Source organism: Ectopseudomonas alcaliphila, from assembly GCF_900101755.1.
Lineage (GTDB): Bacteria > Pseudomonadota > Gammaproteobacteria > Pseudomonadales > Pseudomonadaceae > Aquipseudomonas > Aquipseudomonas alcaliphila.
The window spans coordinates 317,683-339,889 of the sequence record NZ_FNAE01000004.1 but is presented as its reverse complement, the minus strand read 5'-3'; the positions used below and the strand labels follow the sequence as shown (position 1 = coordinate 339,889).

The window sequence follows — 22,207 nt, the reverse complement described above, 5'->3', positions numbered from 1 at the left end:
GGCTCTCATGCGCAAAATCAGCTGCCTGCTCACCCTGCTCTGCCTGCCTCTGATGGCCGAGGCGTCTTCCACCTACCGCTGCGGTAGTGCCCTGGTCAGCAAGACAGCGCCCACCGCAGAGGTGCTGAACAAATGTGGAGAGCCGTCCAGTCGCGACTTTGTCGGTTACAAGGAAGTGGTCGACAGCTACGGTTTTCGTAATGAGGTGAGTGTCGAGGAGTGGATCTATGGCCCGAAAAGCGGCATGTACCACTTCCTGCGTTTCGAAGGCGGGCGCCTGACCGAGGTCCGCAGCAAGCGCGGCAGTTGATGCTGCGCTGCATGCAGCGCACTCGCAGTGACGATCGCATCGTGCGCCCTGCATAAAAATCAAGGCCCCGCCGGTCACACCGGCGGGGCCTTCGCGCCTCCATGCTTGTCGCTATCCGTGCTGATCAGGCGTCCTGCCTGTAGCCATCCGTGCCGGAGAGACATCCGTTTCTGAAGCTATCCGTACGTATGGGCATCCTTGCCAGGCAATCCGTGCTCAGAGCTTGTCGCTGAAATCGCGCAGCTCTTGCTGGGCCTTTTCCTTGGTCCAGCCGTAACGTTCTTGCAGCTTGCCGGCCAGGTATTCGCTGTGGCCCTCGGCGACGTCCAGGTCGTCATCGGTCAGGTTGCCCCAACGCTCCTTGATGCGACCGTTGAGCTGCTTCCATTTGCCTTTGATGATGTCGCTATTCATGGTCATTCTCCCAGTGACAGAAAGTGAGGCCGGGCTCTAGCCCGGCCGGCTCGGCTATCAGTCAGCGGTTTTCAGGGCATCGGCGGACACGTCACGCACACCCTCGATTTCCTTGGTCTTGGCGATAGCCAGATCACGCTCGGCATCGGTGGCAACAGTGCCGGACAGAGACACCACGCCCTGGTTGGTCTCGACCTTGATGTCCAGCGCGCTGAGGTTCGAGTCTGCAACGAAGGTGGACTTCACTTTGCTGGTGATCCAGGTGTCGGATACCGCCTGCTCGGCTTTATCCACAGTGTCATTGGCCGCCAGCATGGTCGGCTGTGCAGCGAAGGCCGCCGAGGCCAGAGACATGCTCAGTACGGCAGCGGTCAGGGTGGTAGCGGCAAAACGGTTGATTGGCTGTTTCATGATTCGACTCCTGTACATTCCAGACAATCTGCAAACCATCTCCTGGCTGCAGGTTCACCAGTACTGTTGCAGGGGCTGTGCCAGGTTTTAAAAATAAAATATTCCCTTTAAAAACAAAAACTTAACAAAATACCAAACCATGCTTTTGATTGCATTTCGCCGAGTTGGATGAAAAGCCCCGGGCAATTTGCATGATCTTGAAGTACTGATGTACTCGATCAGGCCCATGAGGGCATCAAAGGCACGCATGAAACGATATTGGCTCGCTGCCGCTGCCGGAAACTGCCTGCTGCAGGCCCTTGATGGCATGAACAGTGACCGGCGTACAGATCGCGATGCGCGCCCAGGAAGTCTCCGGTGCAAGCGGCAGAACCTGCCGATCAAGCACAAAAAGGCTTTTCGCATAGTTTGGAGCAAGTGCGAGTTGACACCGGACTGGCAAGTTTGTGTGCGTATCGCTTACTGACTTAGCACTATCCGTTACCGCGTGCGCTGAGCATTTGGGTTGCGCCCCTTACGGGCGCCACACCTTTCTTGCTTGCCCAAGAAAGGTGTGCCAAAGAAGGGCACCCCGACATCCGGGTTTCGCTGCGCGAAACTTCCCTCGCTCCGGTGCTGCTCCGGGTGCCGGCTTACATGGGCCATCCCTGGCCCATTAAGCCTCTCGCCGCATCCATGCGGCTCGCTCCCCTACACAGCACCTCCACTCGGCCTCCTGAAGGGGGACTAGGTCGCGAGCTTGCAAGATTTCCTCAGGCTCAAGCTCGACGGTGTCTGTTTTTGCTTTTTTTTGCTTTTGCTTTTAGGCAGCGATCACGCAGGCGACGCCCAAATCCCCTTCAGGAGGCCGAGTGGAATCGCCGCGTAAGGGGTTGAGCGACATGGATGTCGCGAGAGCTGCGATGGGCCAGGGATGGCCCTTCGCAGCGTGCCCCTGGAGTGGTGATGGAACGAGGGAACCACGGCGCAGCCGGGGCCGGATGGTGGGGTGCCCTTCTCTTTGGTTACTTTCTCTTGGGCAAGCAAGAGAAAGTGACTCGCCCGTAAAGGGCGAAACCCATCAGGCCAGGCGGCGTGCTAATGGATAGTGCCAAGTCATCGACAGCTAACACGTAATTGCCAGTCCGGTGTCAAACGTATCCTCCCCGCGAGAATGCGAAGAACCAAAAAAAGGGCTCCCGCAGGAGCCCTTCTCGTTCGAACAGACCAACCGTGCTTAGACGCCAGAGGCCTCGGCAGCAGCTACGTCCTTAATCGACAGCTTGATACGGCCGCGGTTGTCCACGTCCAGTACCAGAACCTTCACTTCCTGGCCTTCCTGCAGCACGTCGGTGACCTTCTCCACGCGCTGATCGCTCAGCATGGAGATGTGCACCAGACCGTCCTTGCCCGGCAGGATGTTGACGAAGGCGCCGAAGTCGACGATGCGCTCGACCTTGCCGACGTAGATCTTGCCGATCTCAGCTTCCGCGGTGATGGCCAGTACGCGCTGCTTGGCAGCCTCGGCCGCTTCCTTGGTTTCGCCGAAGATCTTGATCGAGCCATCGTCCTCGATGTCGATCGAGGCCTTGGTTTCTTCACAGATACCACGGATGGTGGCGCCACCCTTGCCGATCACATCGCGGATCTTGTCCTGGTCGATCTTCATCGCCAGCATGGTCGGCGCGTTGGCCGACAGCTCGCTGCGCGATTGGGCGATGACCTGGTTCATCTGACCGAGGATGTTCAGGCGGGCTTCCAGCGCCTGCTCCAGCGCCTGCTCCATGATTTCTTCGGTGATGCCCTGGATCTTGATGTCCATCTGCAGCGCAGTAACACCTTTGGCGGTACCGGCTACCTTGAAGTCCATGTCGCCCAGGTGGTCTTCGTCACCGAGGATGTCGGTCAGGACGGCGAATTTCTCACCTTCCAGCACCAGACCCATGGCGATACCGGCAACCGGTGCCTTCATCGGCACACCGGCGTCCATCAGCGCCAGGGAAGCGCCGCATACCGAAGCCATGGAGGAAGAACCGTTGGACTCGGTGATTTCCGACACCACGCGGATGGTGTACGGGAACTCGTCAGCGCTCGGCAGCATGGCGGCAACGCCACGACGGGCCAGACGGCCGTGGCCGATTTCGCGACGGCCAGTGGCGCCCATGCGACCACACTCACCGACCGAGTACGGCGGGAAGTTGTAGTGCAGCATGAAGGGGTCTTTCTTCTCGCCTTCGAGGGTGTCGAGCAGCTGCGCGTCGCGGGCGGTACCGAGGGTGGCCACGACCAGCGCCTGGGTTTCGCCACGGGTGAACAGCGCCGAACCGTGGGTCTTGTCCAGTACACCGACTTCGATGTTCAGGCCACGCACGGTGCGGGTGTCACGACCATCGATACGCGGCTTGCCGTTGACGATGTTCTCGCGCACGGTGCGGTATTCGATCTCGCCGAAGGCTTCCTTGACTTCACCGGCAGTAGGCTGACCTTCTTCGCCGGAGAACTTGGCCACGACCTGATCGCGCAGCTCGCCCAGACGCGCGTAGCGGTCCTGCTTGATGGTGATGGTGTAGGCCTGGGAAATCGCGTCACCGAACTCGCCACGGATGGCGTTCAGCAGCGCGGTGTTTTCCGGCTTCGGCTGCCAGTCCCAGGTCGGCTTGCCGGCTTCGGCAGCCAGCTCGGCGACAGCCTGGATGACAACCTGGAACTCTTCATGGGCAAACAGCACGGCGCCCAGCATCTGGTCTTCGGTCAGCTCTTTGGCTTCCGATTCGACCATCAGCACGGCGTCCTTGGTACCGGCCACGACCATGTCCAGGCTCGAAGCCTTGAGCTGCTCGTAATTCGGGTTCAGCAGGTAGCCGGTTTCCGGGTGGAAGGCCACGCGCGCAGCACCGATCGGGCCGCTGAATGGGATACCGGAGATGGCCAGGGCAGCCGAAGTACCGATCATCGCAGCGATGTCCGGATCGGTCTTCTTGCTGGTGGAAACCACGGTGCAGATGACCTGCACTTCGTTCTGGAAGCCTTCCGGGAACAGCGGACGGATAGGACGATCGATCAGACGCGAGGTCAGGGTTTCTTTCTCGGAAGGACGTGCTTCACGCTTGAAGAAACCGCCGGGGATCTTGCCGGCAGCGTAGGTCTTTTCCTGGTAGTGCACGGACAGCGGGAAGAAGCCCTTGCTTGGGTCTGCAGTCTTGGCGCCGGTTACGGCGACCAGCACGCTGACGTCGTCGTCAACGGTGACCAGCACTGCGCCGGAGGCTTGACGGGCGATACGGCCAGTCTCGAGGGTAACGGTCGACTGACCGAACTGGAATTTCTTGATTACCGGGTTCACGGTGTTTTCCTTCTCTTTGTTGCCTTGGGGGAAATTGGAAAGAAGCGCGGGAGTCGGACCCGATGCATCCCTCGAAAAGCCAAAAGCTGGGAGCCCAGCGCCCCGAGGTGAGGATCACTCCCCACTCGCGACGCCGAACTCCCAGCTTCCAACTTGTGCAGCTCGCGTCTATTAACGACGCAGGCCCAGGCGACCGATCAGGGCGCTGTAACGACTGGTGTCTTTACCCTTCAGGTAGTCCAGCAGCTTACGACGCTGGTTAACCATACGGATCAGACCACGACGGCTGTGGTGATCTTTGCCGTTGGCCTTGAAGTGGCCTTGCAGCTTGTTGATGTTGGCGGTCAGCAGGGCAACCTGCACTTCCGGGCTACCGGTATCGCCTTCAGCTTGCTTGTAGTCGTTAACGATCTGGGCTTTTTCTTCAACGCTGAGTGCCATGTTGGCTTCCTCTCATCTGGAAACTGCCGAAGCAGTCTCAATAGGCCGGGAATCGCTTCCCGTGTTTTAAAAAGAGGTATGACCGTGCCTACTAACAGCCACCCTCGCAGCACCTGATGACGACATCGTCAGCATCAGGTTTTCAGCCATCTCGGCCGAACCGTTCGGTGCTACGCACCGGTATAAATCAATCGACGCGGGGCGATACGCCCATCGTCGCTCACTTCACCGATACCGATGAAGCGACCATTGTGATCCTGCACCCGCACCATGCCGAACTTCGGCGCTTCCGGCGCACGTACCGGCTGCCCTTGCAACCAGTAGAACGCGCTGTGCTCGGAGAACTGCAGCAGCGGCCAGTCCTGCAGACCGCTATCGGCCGGCAACAGGAAGCGATCCAGCGCCTCGTTACCACCTTCGGCGTGTGCGGCCTCCAGTTCTTCCAGCGTCACGGTACGCGACAGGTCGAACGGGCCGGCCTTGGTACGGCGCAGCTCGGCGACATGTGCCCCGCAGCCGAGCAACTGGCCGAGATCCTCGACCAGCGTACGAATATAGGTGCCTTTGCTGCAATCAACCGCCAGGCGAGCCTGCTCGCCTTCGCAGGCCAGCAGTTCCAGGCGCGCAATAGTAACAGAACGCGCTTCGCGCTCCACTACTTCACCCGCCCGAGCCAGCTTGTAGAGTGGCTGACCATCCTTCTTCAACGCCGAGTACATCGGCGGTATCTGCTTGATTTCACCACGAAAGCGCGGCAACAGGGCCTCGATCTCGGCGCGACCGACGGTCACCGGGCGACGCTCGATAACATCGCCTTCGGCATCACCGGTGGTGGTGGTAACGCCAAGCTGAGCGACGGTCTCATAGCCCTTGTCAGCGTCGAGCAGATACTGGGAGAACTTGGTTGCCTCACCGAAACACAACGGCAACACACCGGTGGCCAACGGATCGAGGCTGCCGGTGTGACCGGCCTTCTCGGCATTGAGCAGCCAACGCACCTTCTGCAACGCGGCGTTGGACGTGAAACCGTGCGGCTTGTCGAGCAGGATGATGCCGTCGACCTTGCGGCGAATACGTTTGACCTGCGCCACGCCTTACTCCTTGGAACCCGCGGTGTCGTCGTGCAGACGATCTTCCGCCACGGCACGCTCGATCAGTGCCGACAGGTGAGCACCGCGCTGGACGCTCTCGTCGTAGTGGAAGTGCAGCTGTGGCACGCTGCGCAGCTTCATCGCCTTGCCCAGCTGCATGCGCAGGAAACCGGCAGCGTCATTGAGTACCTTGAGGCTCTCTTTGATCGCCTCGGCATCATCCTGTCCCATGACGGTGATGAAGACCTTGGCGTGACCGATATCACGGCTGACGTCGACTGCGGTGATGGTCACCAGCCCCAGACGCGGATCCTTGACCTCACGCCGGATAAGCTGGGCCAGTTCGCGTTGCATCTGGTCGCCGATACGCTGGGTACGGCTGTAATCTTTGGCCATTTTCTACTTACCTTTACTTCGTCCGCCATCTATTCGCCAGCGGACTCAAAAGCGGCAAACGCCCGGCCGCGCGAATGCGGGGCCGGGCGTTGCGTGTTGCGACTCGCGATTACAGGCTGCGAGCCACCTGGACTTTCTCGAACACTTCGATCTTGTCGCCGACCTTGACGTCGTTGTAGCTCTTCACGCCGATACCGCACTCCATGCCATTACGCACTTCGGCGACGTCGTCCTTGAAGCGACGCAGCGATTCCAGCTCACCTTCGAAGATCACCACGTCTTCGCGCAGTACGCGGATCGGACGGTTACGGAAGACAGTGCCTTCGATGACCATGCAACCGGCAACCGCGCCAAACTTCGGCGAACGGAACACGTCACGCACTTCGGCGGTACCCAGGATGTTCTCGCGAACATCGCTGCCGAGCATACCGGTGAGCGCCTTCTTGACGTCTTCGATGATGTCGTAGATGACGTTGTAGTAGCGCATGTCCAGGCCTTCGGCCTCGACGATCTTGCGCGCACCGGCGTCAGCACGGACGTTGAAGCCGAACAGCACGGCATTGGAAGCCAGCGCCAGGTTGGCATCGGACTCGGTGATACCACCGACGCCGCCACCGACCACACGCACTTGCACTTCGTCGTTGCCCAGGGTGCTGAGCGAGCCTTGTAGAGCTTCCAGAGAACCACGCACATCGGATTTGAGCACGATGTTGAGGGTTTTCTTCTCTTCCTGGCCCATGTTCTCGAAGATGTTTTCCAGCTTGCCGGCGTGAGCACGGGCCAGCTTGACCTCGCGGAACTTGCCTTGACGGAACAGGGCAACTTCGCGGGCCTTCTTCTCGTCGGCGACCACAGTCATGTCGTCACCGGCATCCGGCGTGCCATCGAGGCCGAGGATCTCGACCGGAATCGACGGACCGGCTTCCTTGATCGGCTTGCCGTTCTCGTCAAGCATGGCACGCACACGGCCATAGTTGACGCCGACCAGGACCATGTCGCCCTGACGCAGGGTACCGTCCTGAACCAGCACGGTGGCAACCGGGCCACGGCCCTTGTCCAGACGCGATTCGACCACCACACCACGGCCCGGGGCCGACGGAGTGGCTTTCAGCTCGAGGACTTCCGCCTGCAGCAGAACAGCTTCGAGCAGCTCGTCGATACCGGTACCCATCTTGGCCGACACATGCACATAAGGTGCATCGCCGCCCCACTCTTCCGGGATCACGTCGAGAGCGGCCAGGCCGTTCTTGATGTTGTCCGGGTTGGCATCGGGCTTGTCGATCTTGTTCACCGCGACCACGATCGGCACGCCAGCCGCTTTCGCGTGCTGTACGGCTTCCTGGGTCTGCGGCATCACGCCGTCGTCAGCTGCGACGACCAGGATGACGATGTCAGTCGCCTTGGCACCACGCGCACGCATGGCGGTAAACGCGGCGTGACCGGGGGTGTCAAGGAAGGTGACCATGCCACGGTCGGTTTCGACGTGGTAGGCACCGATGTGCTGGGTGATGCCACCCGCTTCACCGGAGGCCACCTTGGCGCGACGAATGTAGTCGAGCAGCGAGGTCTTACCATGGTCGACGTGGCCCATTACGGTCACGACCGGAGCACGGGAGAAGGCTTCACCTTCGAACTTCAGCGACTCGGCCAGGGAATCTTCCAGAGCGGTGTCGCTGACCAGCTTGACCTTGTGGCCCAGTTCTTCGGCGATCAGCTGGGCAGTTTCCTGGTCCAGCACCTGGTTGATGGTAGCCGGGGTGCCCATCTTGAACATGAACTTGATGACTTCGGCTGCCTTGACCGACATCTGCTGAGCCAGATCGCCCACAGTGATGGTTTCGCCAATGGCCACGTCACGCACCACCGGGCCGGCCGGAGCCTGGAAGCCATGCTGGTTGCGCTTCTTCATCTTCGACTTGCCGCGGCCACCACGACGGAAACTGTCGCTTTCTTCATCGACGCTACGCGGAGCGACGCGCGGAGCCGGCGCCTTCTCCTTGGTAGCAGGACGATGCTGGGTGTGCTTGCGATCGCGACGCTCGTCTTCATCAGAACGCGCCTTCTCGGGGCGACGCACTTCTTCTTTCTTGCGCTCGACTTCGACGACCGGAGCAGCAACCACCGGCTCGCTGACAGGCGTCGGCGCGGCGCTATCGGTCGCAGCAGCGGCAGGCTGACGCTTGGCTTCTTCGTCAGCCTTGCGCTTGGCTTCTTCCTCGGCCTTCAGACGCTCGGCCTCGGCAGCTGCGCGCTGCGCTTCCAGCTCGCGCTGCTTCTCGGCTTCGATCTCTTCCGGGCTGCGCTTGACGAAGGTCTTCTTCTTGCGCACTTCAACACTGATGGTCTTGCTACCAGCAACACGCAGGGTGCTGGTGGTCTTGCGTTGCAAGGTGATCTTGCGCGGCTCTTCGACCTTGTCGCCGTGACTGCTCTTGAGATGGGCCAGCAGGGCCTGTTTCTCACTATCGGTCACTACTTGTTCGGCACTGTCGTGGGACAGGCCAGCTTCACGCATCTGCTGCAGCAGGCGCTCAACCGGGGTGTCGACCACTGTGGCCAGTTCTTTCACCGTGACTTGCGTCATGCATCTTTCTCCTCAGGCCGCAACCGCTTATTCGAACCAATGGGCTCGGGCGGCCATGATCAGCTTGCCGGCACGCTCTTCGTCGATGCCGTCGATGTCGAGCAGGTCGTCAATCGACTGCTCGGCCAGGTCTTCACGGGTAATCACGCCGCGCAGCGCAAGCTCTAGAGCCAGCGCCTTGTCCATGCCTTCCAGTTCCAGCAAATCATCTGCCGGATGGGCATCGGCCAACTTCTCCTCGTTGGCGATCGCCTTGGTCAGCAGACGATCCTTGGCCCGTGCACGCAGCTCATTGACGATCTCCTCGTCGAAGCCATCGATGCTGAGCATTTCTTCCATGGGTACGTAGGCAATCTCTTCGAGACTGGTGAAACCCTCTTCGACCAGGACTTGAGCCAGTTCTTCGTCGACTTCCAGCTCGTCGATGAAGGACTGCATGATGTCGCCGGTTTCTGCCTGTTGCTTGGCCTGAATGTCCGCTTCGGTCATCACGTTCAGGGTCCAGCCGGTCAACTGACTGGCAAGACGCACGTTCTGACCGCCACGACCAATGGCCTGGGCCAGGTTGTCTTCGCCAACGGCGATGTCCATGGCATGGGCATCTTCATCGACGATGATCGCAGCCACTTCAGCCGGCGACATGGCGTTGATTACGAACTGCGCGGGGTTGTCGTCCCACAGCACGATATCGACGCGCTCACCGCCCAGCTCGCCGGAAACGGCCTGGACGCGCGAACCACGCATACCGATGCAGGCACCCTGCGGGTCGATACGTTTGTCCTTGGAGCGCACGGCAATCTTGGCGCGCGAACCCGGATCACGGGAGGCGGCCTTGACGTCGATCAGCCCTTCGGCGATTTCCGGCACTTCGATGCGGAACAGCTCGATCAGCATTTCCGGCGCGGTACGCGACAGGATCAGCTGCGGGCCACGGTTCTCGGTACGAATTTCCTTGAGCAGGGCACGCAGACGCACGCCAACGCGGAAGGTCTCGCGCGGGATGATGTCTTCACGGGCCAGCAGTGCCTCGGCGTTGTTGCCCAGGTCAACGATGACGTTGTCGCGGGTAACCTTCTTCACGGTGCCGGAGATGATCTCACCCAGGCGCTCGCGGTAGGCGTCGACGACCTGAGCACGCTCGGCCTCGCGCACTTTCTGCACGATGACCTGCTTGGCGGTTTGTGCGGCGATGCGGCCGAACTCGATGGAATCGATCTTCTCCTCGAGCACGGCACCGATCTTGGCGTTGGCCTCGACGGCCTGCGGCATATCCTCGGTCACCTGGTAGGCCGGGTCCTCGAACTCGGACTCGTCGACCACGGTCCAGCGCCGGAAAGTTTCGTAGCTACCGTTCTGACGGTTGATCGACACGCGCAGATCGACTTCGTCCTCGAAACGTTTCTTGGTGGCGGTCGCCAGAGCCAGCTCCAGCGCCTCGAAAATCACGCTGGCCGGTACACCCTTTTCATTGGATACCGACTCAACAACCAGCAGTACTTCTTTGCTCATCGTACGCCTCGCCTTTCGCAATCCATTGGTTCTGCGCAATCCGCGTCACGTTCACGCCATTGGCGCTACATTCGTGCGCTGCCGCGCTACCTTCGCGCCATCTGTGTCGCTCGCGCTGCGCCGACAATCGGCAATCCAGCAGCGCCACAGAATCCGCATCTCAATCAAATCGGGGGATGATATTGGCCTTGTCGATCAGGTCGATCGGCAACAGATACTCGTGGTCATCCACCTGAACCACCACGTCCTGCTCCTCCACACCACGAAGGAGGCCCTGGAAGTTACGACGCCCATCGAAAGGCGAACGCAGCTTGATCTTCACCTGTTCACCGGCATGCGTCGCAAACTGTTCGAGGGTGAACAACGGACGATCCATGCCAGGGGAAGAAACTTCCAAAGTGTACTCAGAGGTAATCGGATCCTCGACATCGAGTACACCACTGAGCTGACGGCTGACGATTTCACAATCATCGATCAGGATGCCATCGGCTTTATCGATATAGACACGCAGCAGCGAATGACGCCCCTGCGACAGGAACTCGATGCCCCAACATTGATAACCGAGCGCTTCGATTACCGGGGCCAACAAGGCCTGCAACTGTTCTAGCTTGCTCGACACTTAACGGCCCTCGTGCATGCTGTGCAAATAAAAAATGGGCGAAACGCCCATCCCTTCAATCCGCCGTAAACACCAACGGACATTGTCTTTCAGCTAACAAAAAGCCCCTGAAAAGGGGCCTGCTGAAACTGGTTGCGGGGGCAGGATTTGAACCTACGACCTTCGGGTTATGAGCCCGACGAGCTACCAGACTGCTCCACCCCGCGTCAAAGCTGGGCCGGAATTATACGGCCACCCCCTTGCAGGGGTCAACCAAACACTCCAGCAACAAGAAAGCCCGCGAACTGCGGGCTTTCTTGAGTATGGTACCGAGGAGGGGACTCGAACCCCTACAGCCTATGGCCACTACCACCTCAAGGTAGCGTGTCTACCAATTCCACCACCTCGGCAAAACTGTTACTGCTCTGGAGCCTCCGGCACGTCCGAAGCATCGGACGCTGGAGCTTGCTCTTCGAGCACCGGCACGTCTTCGACAGCCGGTTTTTGTTGAACTTCCAGAACCGCTGGATCTGGCAGACCAACCTGAGTCAGTGCATCAGCTTTTTCTTTAGCAAAGAACGCTAAACCCAAGCTGGTAATGAAAAAAGCCGCGGCGAGTATACCAGTAAACTTACTCAGAAAGGTAGAGGAACCTTGGCTTCCGAATACAGTTGCCGAAGCACCCGAACCGAACGACGCACCCGCGTCAGCGCCCTTACCCTGCTGCAACAGCACCAGCACCACAATCCCGATCGCACCCAGCAGGTGCAGAACAACAATGACTGTTTCCAGCATTCTTCAGTTTCCTGCAGCGCGACAGATCGCACCGAATTCATCCGCATTCAGAGAGGCACCACCCACGAGCCCCCCATCGATATCCCGCATGCCGAACAACTCGGCAGCACTGGCGGCCTTCACACTGCCGCCATAAAGAATTCTCAGCTCACTCGCGACACCAGCATCGAGCTGCGCAACTTGCGCGCGGATAGCTGCATGCACTTCCTGAGCCTGCTCAGGCGTAGCGGTCAACCCGGTGCCAATGGCCCATACGGGCTCATAGGCAACTACGGCGTTCTTCAGCGCATCGACACTCAGCGCATCGATCACTGCGGCCAATTGGCCACCCACCACACCCAGCGTTGCATTCGCTTCACGTTGCACGCGGGTTTCACCAACGCAGAGCACGGGAGTCAACCCCGCCGCCTGCACTGCCGCGAACTTGCGCACGACCACTTCGTCGCTCTCACCCAGAATCAGGCGACGCTCGGAGTGACCAACCAGCACAAACTCACAACCGCCATCAAGCAACTGGCTCACTGCCAATTCGCCAGTCAAGGCGCCCTGCTCAAGCTGAGCCGCACAGTTCTGGGCCCCAACTTTTACCGCATTCCCAATCAGACCTTCTACGGCCTGAGCGATATGCAGACTGGAGGGGAAAACCGCGACATCAACAGCAGCGGGCAAGTCTTGCTGACACAGCCCTTCGATCAGCTCTGCGACGCTGGCGCGGGTACCGTGCATTTTCCAGTTACCTGCGACCAAGGGGCGACGCATGTTTTACCTCGTCGATCAAAGAGGGCGCAGATGTTACCCAAGAGCACCCTCGGTAGCAAGCTCAATCAAGCACAGACTTCAGCAACAATCTTAGCCAATTCATCGGCATAGCCGCGGACCGAACTTTCCTCGTCACCTTCGACCATCACCCGAACCAGTGGCTCCGTGCCGGACTTGCGCAGCAGCACCCGACCGCGCCCCGCCATGCTCTCGGTAACGCGCGCGCAGGCTTCTTTCACCGAAGGATGCTCGAGCGGGTCGAGCGCACCGGAGAAACGCACGTTGACCAGCACCTGCGGACACTTCTTCAGATCGCTACGCGCATCGACCAGGCTCTGGCCACGACGCTTGAGCGCCATCAACACCTGGAGGGCCGCGATGATCGCATCGCCAGTCGTAGTGTGCTGGAAGCACACCAGATGCCCGGAGTTCTCGCCACCCAGTTGCCAATTGCGCGCCAGCAATTCAGCGATCACATAGCGATCGCCCACATTGGCGCGAATGAATGGGATGTTCAGATCGGCCAGGGCCAATTCCAGACCGAGGTTGCTCATCAGCGTGCCGACCACACCGCCACGCAGCCGCCCACGCTCCTGCAGATCACGCGCAATGATGAACAGCAGCTCATCACCATCGACCACCGCACCATATTGGTCGACCATCAGCACGCGATCAGCATCACCATCGAAGGCGATCCCCAGATCAGCCTGCTGCGCAACCACTTCAGCCTGCAGCGCCGCAATATGAGTGGAGCCACAAGCATCATTGATATTGAGGCCATCAGGCTGCGCCGAAATGACCCGGACCTCAGCACCCAGCTCGCGAAACACACTCGGCGCAACCTTGTAGGCAGCGCCATGGGCGCAATCGATGACGATCTTCAGCCCCTTGAAGCTGGTGCCACTGGGCACACTGCCCTTGCAGAACTCGATATAGCGCCCAGAGGCATCGTTGATCCGCGAAGCCTTACCGATTCCGGCAGATTCGACCACGGTCATCGGCTGATCGAGCAGCTCTTCGATCATCAGCTCGACATCATCCGGAAGCTTGGTGCCTTCGCTGGAGAAGAACTTGATGCCGTTGTCATCATGCGGATTGTGCGAAGCACTGATGACGATACCGGCATCGGCCTGGAATGTGCGGGTCAGATAGGCAATGGCCGGCGTCGGCATCGGGCCGAGCAGCTGCACGTCAGCACCCGCTGCAGCCAGCCCCGCCTCCAGGGCGGACTCGAACATGTAGCCGGAAATACGCGTGTCCTTGCCGATCAGGATGCGGCACTTGCCCTGCTTGCGAAACGCCATGCCAGCTGCCCAGCCGAGCTTGAGCATGAAATCCGGAGTAATGGGAAACTGGCCGACGCGACCACGAATGCCGTCGGTGCCGAAGTACTTTCTAGCCATAACGCTTTCCTTGTTATTGCGCCGCTTCAACCGCAGCGATCATGCGCACCACGTCCACCGTTTCGGCGACATCGTGCACACGCAGAATATGTGCGCCCTTGGTCAACGCCAGAGCAGCCAATGCCAGGCTGCCGTAGAGGCGACCGCCAACCTCATGACCGAGCACCTTGCCGATCATGCTCTTGCGCGAAACACCAACCAGCAAGGGCCGACCCAACGCAGAGAGCTCACTCATGCGCTTGAACAGGGCGAGATTGTGCTCCAGGGTCTTGGCAAAACCAAAGCCCGGATCGAGCAGGATCCGCTCAGCAGGAATACCGGCTGTCGCACAGGCGGCCATGCGCTCGACGAGAAAGTCACGCACCTCAGTGACGATATCCGGGTATTGCGGATCGTCCTGCATGTTGCCCGGCTCGCCGCGCATGTGCATCAGGCACACCGGCAGACCACTGTCTGCCGCCGCATCCAGAGCGCCATCACGCTGCAACGAACGCACATCATTGATCAGCCCCGCACCCAGCCTCGCGCTTTCGCGCATGACCGCCGGCGTCGAGGTGTCCACAGAAATGATCACGTCAAGCTCACGGGCAATAGCTTCGACCACCGGCGCGACCCGCTCCAACTCCTCGGTCGGCGAAACGCTGCGCGCACCAGGGCGTGTGGATTCACCACCGATATCGATCAGCGTCGCACCTGCGGCGACCATCTGCTCAGCGTGACGCAATGCAGCATCGCGCGCCGTAAAGCGCCCGCCGTCGGAAAAAGAATCAGGAGTGACATTGAGGATGCCCATCACCTGCGGACGGGACAAATCAAGAAGCCGGCTACCACAGGGTAGCCGGCTCGGGTATTGCGCGTTGAACATAGACGCTCTTAGTGCTCGGCCGCCGGCCCACCAATGGGCTTTTCAGAACGATCTGGCTCGTCGACCTTGGCCTGCGGCGCACCGGAGTCACCGCCACCATCCCAGCCGCGCGGTTCACGAGGCTCGCGACCGTTCATGATGTCGTCGATCTGATCGGCATCGATGGTTTCGTACTTCATCAGCGCTTCGGCCATGGCATCGAGCTTGTCGCGGTTCTCTACCAGCAGTTTCTTGGCCGTGGCATAGCATTCATCAATGATGCGACGCACTTCCTCGTCGATCTGCTTGGCAGTCTCGCCGGAAACGTTGCTGGCCTGGCTGCCCATGCTACGACCAAGGAAGACTTCACCCTCCTCTTCCGCATACATCAGCGGGCCCAGCTTCTCGGACAGCCCCCACTTGGTGACCATGTTCTTGGCCAACTGGGTGGCGCGCATGATGTCGTTCGAGGCACCCGTGGTGACACCATCGAAGCCCAGGGTCATCTCTTCGGCGATACGACCACCGAACAGCGAGCAGATCTGGCTGATCAGGGCACGCTTGCTGAGGCTATAACGATCTTCTTCTGGCAGGAACATGGTCACACCCAAGGCACGACCACGCGGAATGATGGAGACCTTGTAAACCGGGTCGTGCTCTGGCACCAGGCGCCCAACGATGGCGTGACCCGCCTCATGGAACGCGGTGTTGAGCTTCTCCTTGTCGGACATGACCATGGTCTTGCGCTCGGCGCCCATCATGATCTTGTCCTTGGCCAGCTCGAACTCCTTCATTTCCACCAGGCGCTTGCCGGCGCGAGCGGCGAACAGGGAAGCTTCGTTGACCAGGTTGGCCAGGTCGGCACCGGAGAAACCCGGCGTACCGCGCGCGATGACTGCGGGATTGACGTCGTCACCCATCGGCACCTTGCGCATGTGCACTTTCAGAATCTGCTCACGACCGCGAATATCCGGCAGACCAACGACCACCTGGCGGTCGAAGCGGCCAGGACGCAGCAGCGCAGGGTCGAGAACGTCAGGACGGTTAGTGGCAGCGATGACGATGATGCCGTCGTTCATTTCGAAGCCGTCCATCTCTACCAGCAACTGATTGAGCGTCTGCTCACGCTCGTCGTGACCACCGCCCATGCCGGCGCCACGATGGCGACCCACGGCGTCGATCTCGTCGATGAAGATGATGCACGGCGCGTGCTTCTTGGCCTGGTCGAACATGTCGCGAACACGGCTAGCACCAACACCGACGAACATCTCGACGAAGTCGGAACCGGAAATGGTGAAGAACGGCACCTTCGCCTCACCGGCCACGGCCTTGGCCAGCAAGGTCTTGCCGGTACCCGGCGAGCCAACCATCAGCACGCCGCGCGGAATACGACCGCCCAGGCGCTGGAACTTGCCCGGATCGCGCAGGAATTCCACCAGCTCGCTGACTTCTTCCTTGGCCTCGTCGCAACCGGCGACGTCGGCGAAAGTAGTCTTGACTTGGTCTTCGGAGAGCAGACGCGCCTTGGACTTGCCGAAGCTCATCGGCCCGCCCTTGCCGCCGGCACCGCCCTGCATCTGGCGCATGAAGAACATGAATACGGCGATGATCACCAGGATCGGGAAGCTGGCGACCAGCAACTGAGTCCAGATGCTCTGCTGCTCAGGCTGCTTGCCTTCGATGACCACGTTGTTGTCGATCAGGTCGCCAATCAGGCCACCGTCCTGGATCGCCGGACGGATGGTCTTGAAGCCCTCGCCATCGGTGCGCTTGCCAGTGATCACGTAACCATCGACGGTGACGCGCTCGACGCGCCCTTCCTTCACCTGCTCGATGAATTGCGAGTAGCTCAGGGTCTGCGGCTCGCTCGGGCTGGAGAAGTTGTTCATCACGGTAACCAGCACCGCCGCGATGATCAGCCACAGGATCAGATTCTTTGCCATGTCGTTCAATTAGCTACCCTCTGAAGCAGGCCTCGTGGCGAAGCGGGCTTCCCATGACGACCAATGATATACCGACTAACTTACACCAAACGCCCGCGTCCCGCAGGCGCCGTCTGTAACCCTTTATGAGGTTTCTGCCACTGAGACCGACAAGGCGGACACCAGTTTCAACTCACACCCCGCGAAACCCGCGCGCCAACATATATTGCTCACGAGAACGATCACGCGAGGACAGCGGCTTGCGCATCTGCACCTTGTCGAAAGTCTCACGCACCTGCTTGTGGTAGGCGTCGAAACCTTCACCCTGGAAAATCTTGATCAGAAAATCGCCACCTGGACGCAACACACGCCCGGCCAGATCCAGCGCCAGTTCGCACAGATACATCGCACGCGCCTGATCGGCGGTTCTTACCCCACTCATATTGGGGGCCATATCGGAAATAACAAGGTCCACCGGATTTTCGCCGATGGCCTCGAGAATCTGCGCGAACACGGCGTCATCGGTGAAATCACCCTGAATGAAGGTGACATCGGGAATGCTGTCCATCTCCAGGATGTCGGAAGCGATCAGACGCCCTTTGTCGCCGATCACTCGACTGGTGACCTGCGACCAGCCGCCCGGTGCGGCGCCGAGATCGACCACGGTCATCCCGGGGCGCAGAATGCGATCCTTCTCCTGGATTTCCAGCAATTTGTAGCTGGCGCGCGAACGATAGCCGTCCTTCTGCGCCATCTTCACGTAAGGATCATCGAAATGTTCTTTCAGCCAACGCTGGCTGGTCTTGGAACGTGCCACTTAAACCTCTGACTCAACGGGTCATGAATAACTGCGCGGGCTCGGGTAAGATAGGCGCCGTTTTCCAGACCGAATTAGGTACTAACGATTATGCCGCTCACTCAAGAGCAGAAGAAACAATTCAAATCTATCGGCCACCACCTGAAACCTGTATTGATCGTGGCTGACAATGGTTTGACCGAGGGCGTGCTGGGCGAACTGGACCGTGCCCTGAACGATCACGAGCTTATCAAGGTACAGCTGCGCCTCACCGAACGCGAGGATCGCCAGGCAGCCATTGTAGCCCTGTGCGAAAACGGACGCGCTGAACTGGTCCAGTCGATTGGCAAGGTCGCCCTGCTCTATCGCAAGAACCCCAAGCCGAATCGCAACCTGTCCAACGTTATCCGTTACCAGGGTTGAGGTGCTTCTATCGCGATCATGGGCAAGCGTTGCGCGTCCTGATCGCGAATGAATTCGCGCCTACACAACGCCGCTAGCGCCTGACCGGCGCCCCAGGCACCGGCTGCAGCACCAGCAACAGCCCACAAAACGCCATCACCAGGTAGCTGAAACGCAGCCAGTACTCGGCCTCGGGCCAGTAGCGCAACACAGCGAAGTAGCTCAGGGCCATGACCGCAACGGTCAGCAGTAGTTGCCCACGCATATCCCGCAGCAGGCTCGATAGCCCTTCACTGCTCAGCAAGGCAAAGGCCTGCAGCGCAACGCATACCGCTGCCAGACCGACCAGCAGCGGCACCAGCCGCGCTGCGATCTCCTGCACCAGCAGAGGCGCCAGACCGCTTTGGCCGATGGCCGGCAGAATGACGAACTGCAACAACCACAAACCGCCAACCCAGAGGGTCTGGGCCAGCTGCCAACTGACGGCAGCCGCCCGCGACGGTTGCTTAGGCCTAGATATGGCGGACTTCGACAATCTCGTACTCGACCAGGCCACTGGGGGTCTGCACCGCGACCACATCACCCTCGCTCTTACCCACCAGGGCACGGGCGATGGGCGAGCCGACGGAGATCTTGCGCTGTTTGATGTCGGCTTCGTCCTCACCCACGATCTGGTAGGTCACGCTCTCGTCAGTCTCGACGTTGGCAATCTCCACCGTGGTGCCGAAAATCACCTTGCCGGTGTGCTCGATGGTGGTGACATCGATGATCACCGCGTTCTGCAGACGACCTTCGATATCGCGAATTCGCGCCTCGACCATGCCCTGCTGCTCACGCGCGGCGTGGTACTCGGCGTTTTCCTTGAGGTCACCGAGCTCACGTGCGGTACCGATATCCTGGCTGAGCTTGGGCCGCACCACCTTGGTCAGGTGCGCGTGTTCTTCCTCCAGGGCGCGAGCGCCCTGGACAGTCATGGGGTATTTGATCATGCCTTGATTCCTGCATGCAGATCCTGCAGCCGGCGCACAGTCTTCTCCGGGCCGAACTTGAGCGCTTCACAGACCGCCTGACCAGCCGCGATGGTGGTGGTGCAGTAGATCTTGTGCTGCAGGGCGTTACGACGGATCGAGTAGGAGTCAGCGATGGACTGACGCCCCTCGGTGGTATTGATGATCAGGGTGACCTCATCATTCTTGATCATGTCGACGACATGCGGACGACCTTCAGTCACCTTGTTCACGCGACGAACTGGCAGACCAGCAGCCTCGATCACCTTGGCGGTGCCGGCAGTGGCAACCACTTCAAAGCCCAGCGCAACCAGGTCACGGGCAACCTGAACGGCTTCCGGCTTGTCATCTTCACGCACGCTGATGAACGCGCAACCGGAGTTCGGCAGGATCTCGCTGGCACCCAGCTGGGCCTTGGCGAAGGCTTCGCCGAAGGTGTCACCGACACCCATGACCTCACCGGTGGACTTCATCTCCGGGCCGAGGATCGGGTCGACGCCGGGGAACTTGGCGAAGGGGAACACCGCTTCCTTGACGCTGAAGAACGGCGGGATGATTTCCTTGCTGTAACCGGCCTCGGCCAGGCTCTTGCCGGCCATGACGCGGGCAGCCACCTTGGCCAGCGACTCGCCGACGCACTTGGAGACGAACGGCACGGTACGCGAAGCGCGCGGGTTCACCTCGATGACGTAGATGTCCTCGCCCTGCACGGCCATCTGCACGTTCATCAGGCCGACCACACCAAGCTCCAGGGCCATTTTCTTGACCTGGTCGCGGATCTCGTCCTGGATGTGCATCGGCAGCGAATACGGCGGCAGCGAGCAGGCGGAGTCACCAGAGTGCACGCCCGCTTGCTCGATGTGCTGCATGATCGCGCCGATCACCACGCTCTCGCCGTCGCACACCGCATCCACGTCCACCTCGATGGCGCAGTTGAGGAAGCGATCGAGCAGCACCGGGCTGTCGTTGGAGACTTTCACCGCTTCGCGCATGTAGCGCTTGAGCTCTTCTTCCTGGTAGACGATTTCCATCGCCCGGCCGCCCAGTACGTAGGACGGACGCACCACCATCGGGTAACCGATGTTCTTCGACAGGGCCAGTGCCTCGTCTTCGCTGCGCGCGGTGGCGTTGGCCGGCTGACGCAGGTTCAGGCGCTGCACCATCTGCTGGAAGCGCTCGCGGTCTTCGGCGCGGTCGATGGCCTCGGGGCTGGTGCCGATGATCGGTACGCCCGCTTCTTCCAGCGCGCGGCAGATCTTCAGCGGAGTCTGGCCACCGTACTGGACGATCACGCCCTTGGGCTGCTCGACACGGACGATCTCCAGCACGTCTTCCAGGGTCACCGGCTCGAAGTACAGGCGGTCGGAGGTGTCGTAGTCGGTGGAGACGGTTTCCGGGTTGCAGTTGACCATGATGGTCTCGTAACCGTCTTCACGCATGGCCAGCGCGGCGTGTACGCAGCAGTAGTCGAACTCGATGCCCTGGCCGATACGGTTGGGGCCGCCACCGAGAATCATGATCTTGTCACGGCTGCTCGGGTTGGCTTCGCACTCTTCCTCGTAGGTCGAGTACATGTAGGCGGTGTCGGTGGCGAATTCGGCGGCGCAGGTGTCCACGCGCTTGTACACCGGCAGCACCTTGAGCTTGTGGCGATGGGCGCGCAGGCTCTTCTCGGACACACCGAGCAGCTTGGCCAGGCGCGCATCGGAGAAGCCCTTGCGCTTGAGCTTGAACATCAGGTCACGATCGATGGCCGACAGACCGAGGGTCTGCACGGTCGCCTCGTCCTTGATCAGATCTTCGATCTGCACCAGGAACCACTCGTCGATACGGGTCAGCTCGAACACTTCGGCGACGGTCTTGCCGGCACGGAAGGCATCAGCCACGTACCAGATACGGTCGGCGCTGGGCACGGTCAGCTCGCGACGCAGGGTGCTTTCCGCTTCCGGGTCATTCAGGTCGAGCTTCGGATCGAAACCGGCAACGCCGACTTCCAGGCCGCGCAGGGCTTTCTGCATGGACTCCTGGAAGGTACGGCCGATGGCCATGACTTCGCCCACGGATTTCATCTGGGTGGTCAGGCGGGCGTCGGCTTTCGGGAATTTCTCGAAGGCAAAGCGCGGCACCTTGGTCACGACATAGTCGATGGCCGGTTCGAACGACGCCGGGGTACGCCCACCGGTGATGTCGTTGGACAGCTCATCGAGGGTGTAACCGACAGCCAGCTTGGCGGCGATCTTGGCGATAGGGAAGCCGGTGGCCTTGGAGGCCAGCGCCGAGCTGCGCGATACACGCGGGTTCATCTCGATGACGACCATGCGACCAGTGTTCGGGCAGATGCCGAACTGCACGTTGGAGCCACCGGTTTCCACGCCGATCTCGCGCAGTACCGCCAGCGAGGCGTTACGCAGGATCTGGTATTCCTTGTCGGTCAGGGTCTGCGCCGGCGCGACGGTGATCGAGTCGCCGGTGTGTACGCCCATCGGGTCGAAGTTCTCGATGGAGCAGACGATGATGCAGTTGTCCTTCTTGTCACGGACCACCTCCATCTCGTACTCCTTCCAGCCGATCAGCGACTCGTCGATCAGCAGCTCGCTGGTCGGCGACAGGTCGAGACCGCGGGCACAGATTTCTTCGAACTCTTCACGGTTGTAGGCGATGCCGCCGCCGGTGCCGCCCATGGTGAAGGACGGACGGATGATGCACGGGAAGCCGACCTTCTCCAGCACGCCATAGGCATCTTCCATGCTGTGGGCGATACCGGATACCGGGCAGGCCAGACCGATGTCTTTCATCGCCTTGTCGAAGCGCGAACGGTCTTCAGCCTTGTCGATGGTGTCGGCGTTGGCACCGATCATCTCGACGCCGAATTTCTCCAGCACACCATGGCGCTCCAGATCCAGCGCACAGTTCAGCGCGGTCTGACCGCCCATGGTCGGCAGCAGCGCGTCGGGGCGCTCCTTCTCGATGATCTTGGCCACGGTGGCCCACTTGATCGGCTCGATATAGGTGGCGTCGGCCATCGACGGGTCGGTCATGATGGTGGCCGGGTTGGAGTTCACCAGGATGACGCGGAAACCTTCTTCCTTCAGCGCCTTGCACGCCTGAGCGCCGGAGTAGTCGAACTCGCAGGCCTGGCCGATGACGATGGGGCCGGCGCCGAGGATCAGGATACTTTTGATGTCTGTACGTTTTGGCATTTT

At 60.3% G+C, this 22,207-nt stretch carries 20 protein-coding genes and 2 tRNA genes; 2 read left to right on the top strand and 20 right to left on the bottom strand.

What is annotated here, in order from left to right:
- The first annotated feature begins 7 nt into the window (after positions 1–7).
- Positions 8–310, top strand: coding sequence for a DUF2845 domain-containing protein (locus BLR77_RS16025; protein WP_074679485.1), 303 nt, complete (start codon positions 8–10; stop codon positions 308–310).
- Between the two features lie 216 nt (positions 311–526).
- Here BLR77_RS16025 and BLR77_RS16020 read toward each other — a convergent pair whose 3' ends face one another.
- The 17 genes from BLR77_RS16020 to rlmE all read right to left on the bottom strand — a co-directional run bounded on the left by BLR77_RS16020 (position 527) and on the right by rlmE (position 17,616).
- Positions 527–724 carry a CsbD family protein gene (locus tag BLR77_RS16020; protein ID WP_013716987.1) on the bottom strand — a complete coding sequence of 66 codons (198 nt, stop codon included), beginning with the start codon at positions 722–724 and terminating at the stop codon, positions 527–529.
- Between the two features lie 57 nt (positions 725–781).
- Positions 782–1,135, bottom strand: coding sequence for a BON domain-containing protein (locus tag BLR77_RS16015; protein ID WP_074679483.1), 354 nt, complete (start codon positions 1,133–1,135; stop codon positions 782–784).
- A gap of 1,216 nt (positions 1,136–2,351) precedes the next feature.
- Positions 2,352–4,457, bottom strand: coding sequence for a polyribonucleotide nucleotidyltransferase (pnp, locus tag BLR77_RS16010; protein WP_074679481.1), 2,106 nt, complete (start codon positions 4,455–4,457; stop codon positions 2,352–2,354).
- Positions 4,458–4,628: 171 nt separating this feature from the next.
- Positions 4,629–4,898: a 30S ribosomal protein S15 gene (gene rpsO, locus BLR77_RS16005; protein ID WP_004424394.1), complete on the bottom strand. Its 270-nt coding sequence runs from the start codon at positions 4,896–4,898 to the stop codon at positions 4,629–4,631.
- A gap of 170 nt (positions 4,899–5,068) precedes the next feature.
- Positions 5,069–5,989, bottom strand: a complete 921-nt coding sequence (gene truB, locus BLR77_RS16000; protein ID WP_074679479.1) for a tRNA pseudouridine(55) synthase TruB — start codon at positions 5,987–5,989, stop codon at positions 5,069–5,071.
- A gap of 3 nt (positions 5,990–5,992) precedes the next feature.
- Positions 5,993–6,385, bottom strand: coding sequence for a 30S ribosome-binding factor RbfA (gene rbfA / locus BLR77_RS15995; protein ID WP_004424397.1), 393 nt, complete (start codon positions 6,383–6,385; stop codon positions 5,993–5,995).
- A 109-nt stretch (positions 6,386–6,494) separates the two neighbouring features.
- Entirely contained in the window at positions 6,495–8,969 is a 2,475-nt protein-coding gene (infB, locus tag BLR77_RS15990) for a translation initiation factor IF-2 (protein ID WP_074679477.1), read from the bottom strand.
- A 27-nt stretch (positions 8,970–8,996) separates the two neighbouring features.
- Positions 8,997–10,478: a transcription termination factor NusA gene (gene nusA, locus BLR77_RS15985; RefSeq protein ID WP_074679475.1), complete on the bottom strand. Its 1,482-nt coding sequence runs from the start codon at positions 10,476–10,478 to the stop codon at positions 8,997–8,999.
- A 160-nt stretch (positions 10,479–10,638) separates the two neighbouring features.
- The gene (gene rimP, locus BLR77_RS15980; RefSeq protein WP_004424406.1) at positions 10,639–11,097 is read right to left on the bottom strand and encodes a ribosome maturation factor RimP; all 459 of its coding nucleotides are present in this window, start codon (positions 11,095–11,097) and stop codon (positions 10,639–10,641) included.
- Positions 11,098–11,226: 129 nt separating this feature from the next.
- Positions 11,227–11,303 (bottom strand) — tRNA-Met (locus BLR77_RS15975).
- A gap of 97 nt (positions 11,304–11,400) precedes the next feature.
- Positions 11,401–11,486 (bottom strand) — tRNA-Leu (locus tag BLR77_RS15970).
- Between the two features lie 7 nt (positions 11,487–11,493).
- On the bottom strand, positions 11,494–11,871 hold the full coding sequence (secG, locus tag BLR77_RS15965) for a preprotein translocase subunit SecG (RefSeq protein WP_004424408.1): 378 nt from the start codon (positions 11,869–11,871) through the stop codon (positions 11,494–11,496).
- A gap of 3 nt (positions 11,872–11,874) precedes the next feature.
- Positions 11,875–12,630: a triose-phosphate isomerase gene (gene tpiA, locus BLR77_RS15960; protein WP_074679473.1), complete on the bottom strand. Its 756-nt coding sequence runs from the start codon at positions 12,628–12,630 to the stop codon at positions 11,875–11,877.
- 65 nt (positions 12,631–12,695) lie between these two features.
- Positions 12,696–14,033 (bottom strand): phosphoglucosamine mutase, encoded by a 1,338-nt coding sequence (gene glmM / locus BLR77_RS15955; protein WP_074679471.1) that lies wholly within the window; start codon positions 14,031–14,033, stop codon positions 12,696–12,698.
- Between the two features lie 13 nt (positions 14,034–14,046).
- Positions 14,047–14,898, bottom strand: coding sequence for a dihydropteroate synthase (gene folP, locus BLR77_RS15950; RefSeq protein ID WP_074679470.1), 852 nt, complete (start codon positions 14,896–14,898; stop codon positions 14,047–14,049).
- Between the two features lie 8 nt (positions 14,899–14,906).
- Positions 14,907–16,820: an ATP-dependent zinc metalloprotease FtsH gene (gene ftsH, locus BLR77_RS15945; RefSeq protein WP_055987051.1), complete on the bottom strand. Its 1,914-nt coding sequence runs from the start codon at positions 16,818–16,820 to the stop codon at positions 14,907–14,909.
- Between the two features lie 172 nt (positions 16,821–16,992).
- Positions 16,993–17,616 (bottom strand): 23S rRNA (uridine(2552)-2'-O)-methyltransferase RlmE, encoded by a 624-nt coding sequence (gene rlmE, locus BLR77_RS15940; RefSeq protein ID WP_074679468.1) that lies wholly within the window; start codon positions 17,614–17,616, stop codon positions 16,993–16,995.
- 90 nt (positions 17,617–17,706) lie between these two features.
- Here rlmE and yhbY point away from each other — a divergent pair, with 90 nt between their 5' ends.
- The gene (gene yhbY, locus BLR77_RS15935) at positions 17,707–18,018 is read left to right on the top strand and encodes a ribosome assembly RNA-binding protein YhbY (RefSeq protein WP_074679466.1); all 312 of its coding nucleotides are present in this window, start codon (positions 17,707–17,709) and stop codon (positions 18,016–18,018) included.
- A 73-nt stretch (positions 18,019–18,091) separates the two neighbouring features.
- Here the strand turns inward: yhbY and BLR77_RS15930 are convergent, their stop codons facing one another.
- Genes BLR77_RS15930 through carB form a run of 3 tightly spaced genes read right to left on the bottom strand, consistent with a single transcriptional unit; the run spans position 18,092 to position 22,204 of the window.
- Positions 18,092–18,532, bottom strand: coding sequence for a DUF4149 domain-containing protein (locus BLR77_RS15930; RefSeq protein ID WP_074679464.1), 441 nt, complete (start codon positions 18,530–18,532; stop codon positions 18,092–18,094).
- Complete coding sequence (greA, locus tag BLR77_RS15925) at positions 18,510–18,986, bottom strand: transcription elongation factor GreA (RefSeq protein WP_074679462.1); 477 nt, start codon at positions 18,984–18,986, stop codon at positions 18,510–18,512. The genes BLR77_RS15930 and greA overlap by 23 nt, the downstream gene beginning before the upstream one ends.
- On the bottom strand, positions 18,983–22,204 hold the full coding sequence (gene carB, locus BLR77_RS15920) for a carbamoyl-phosphate synthase large subunit (protein ID WP_074679460.1): 3,222 nt from the start codon (positions 22,202–22,204) through the stop codon (positions 18,983–18,985). Before carB ends, greA begins: the two co-directional genes overlap by 4 nt.
- Positions 22,205–22,207: the final 3 nt, after the last annotated feature.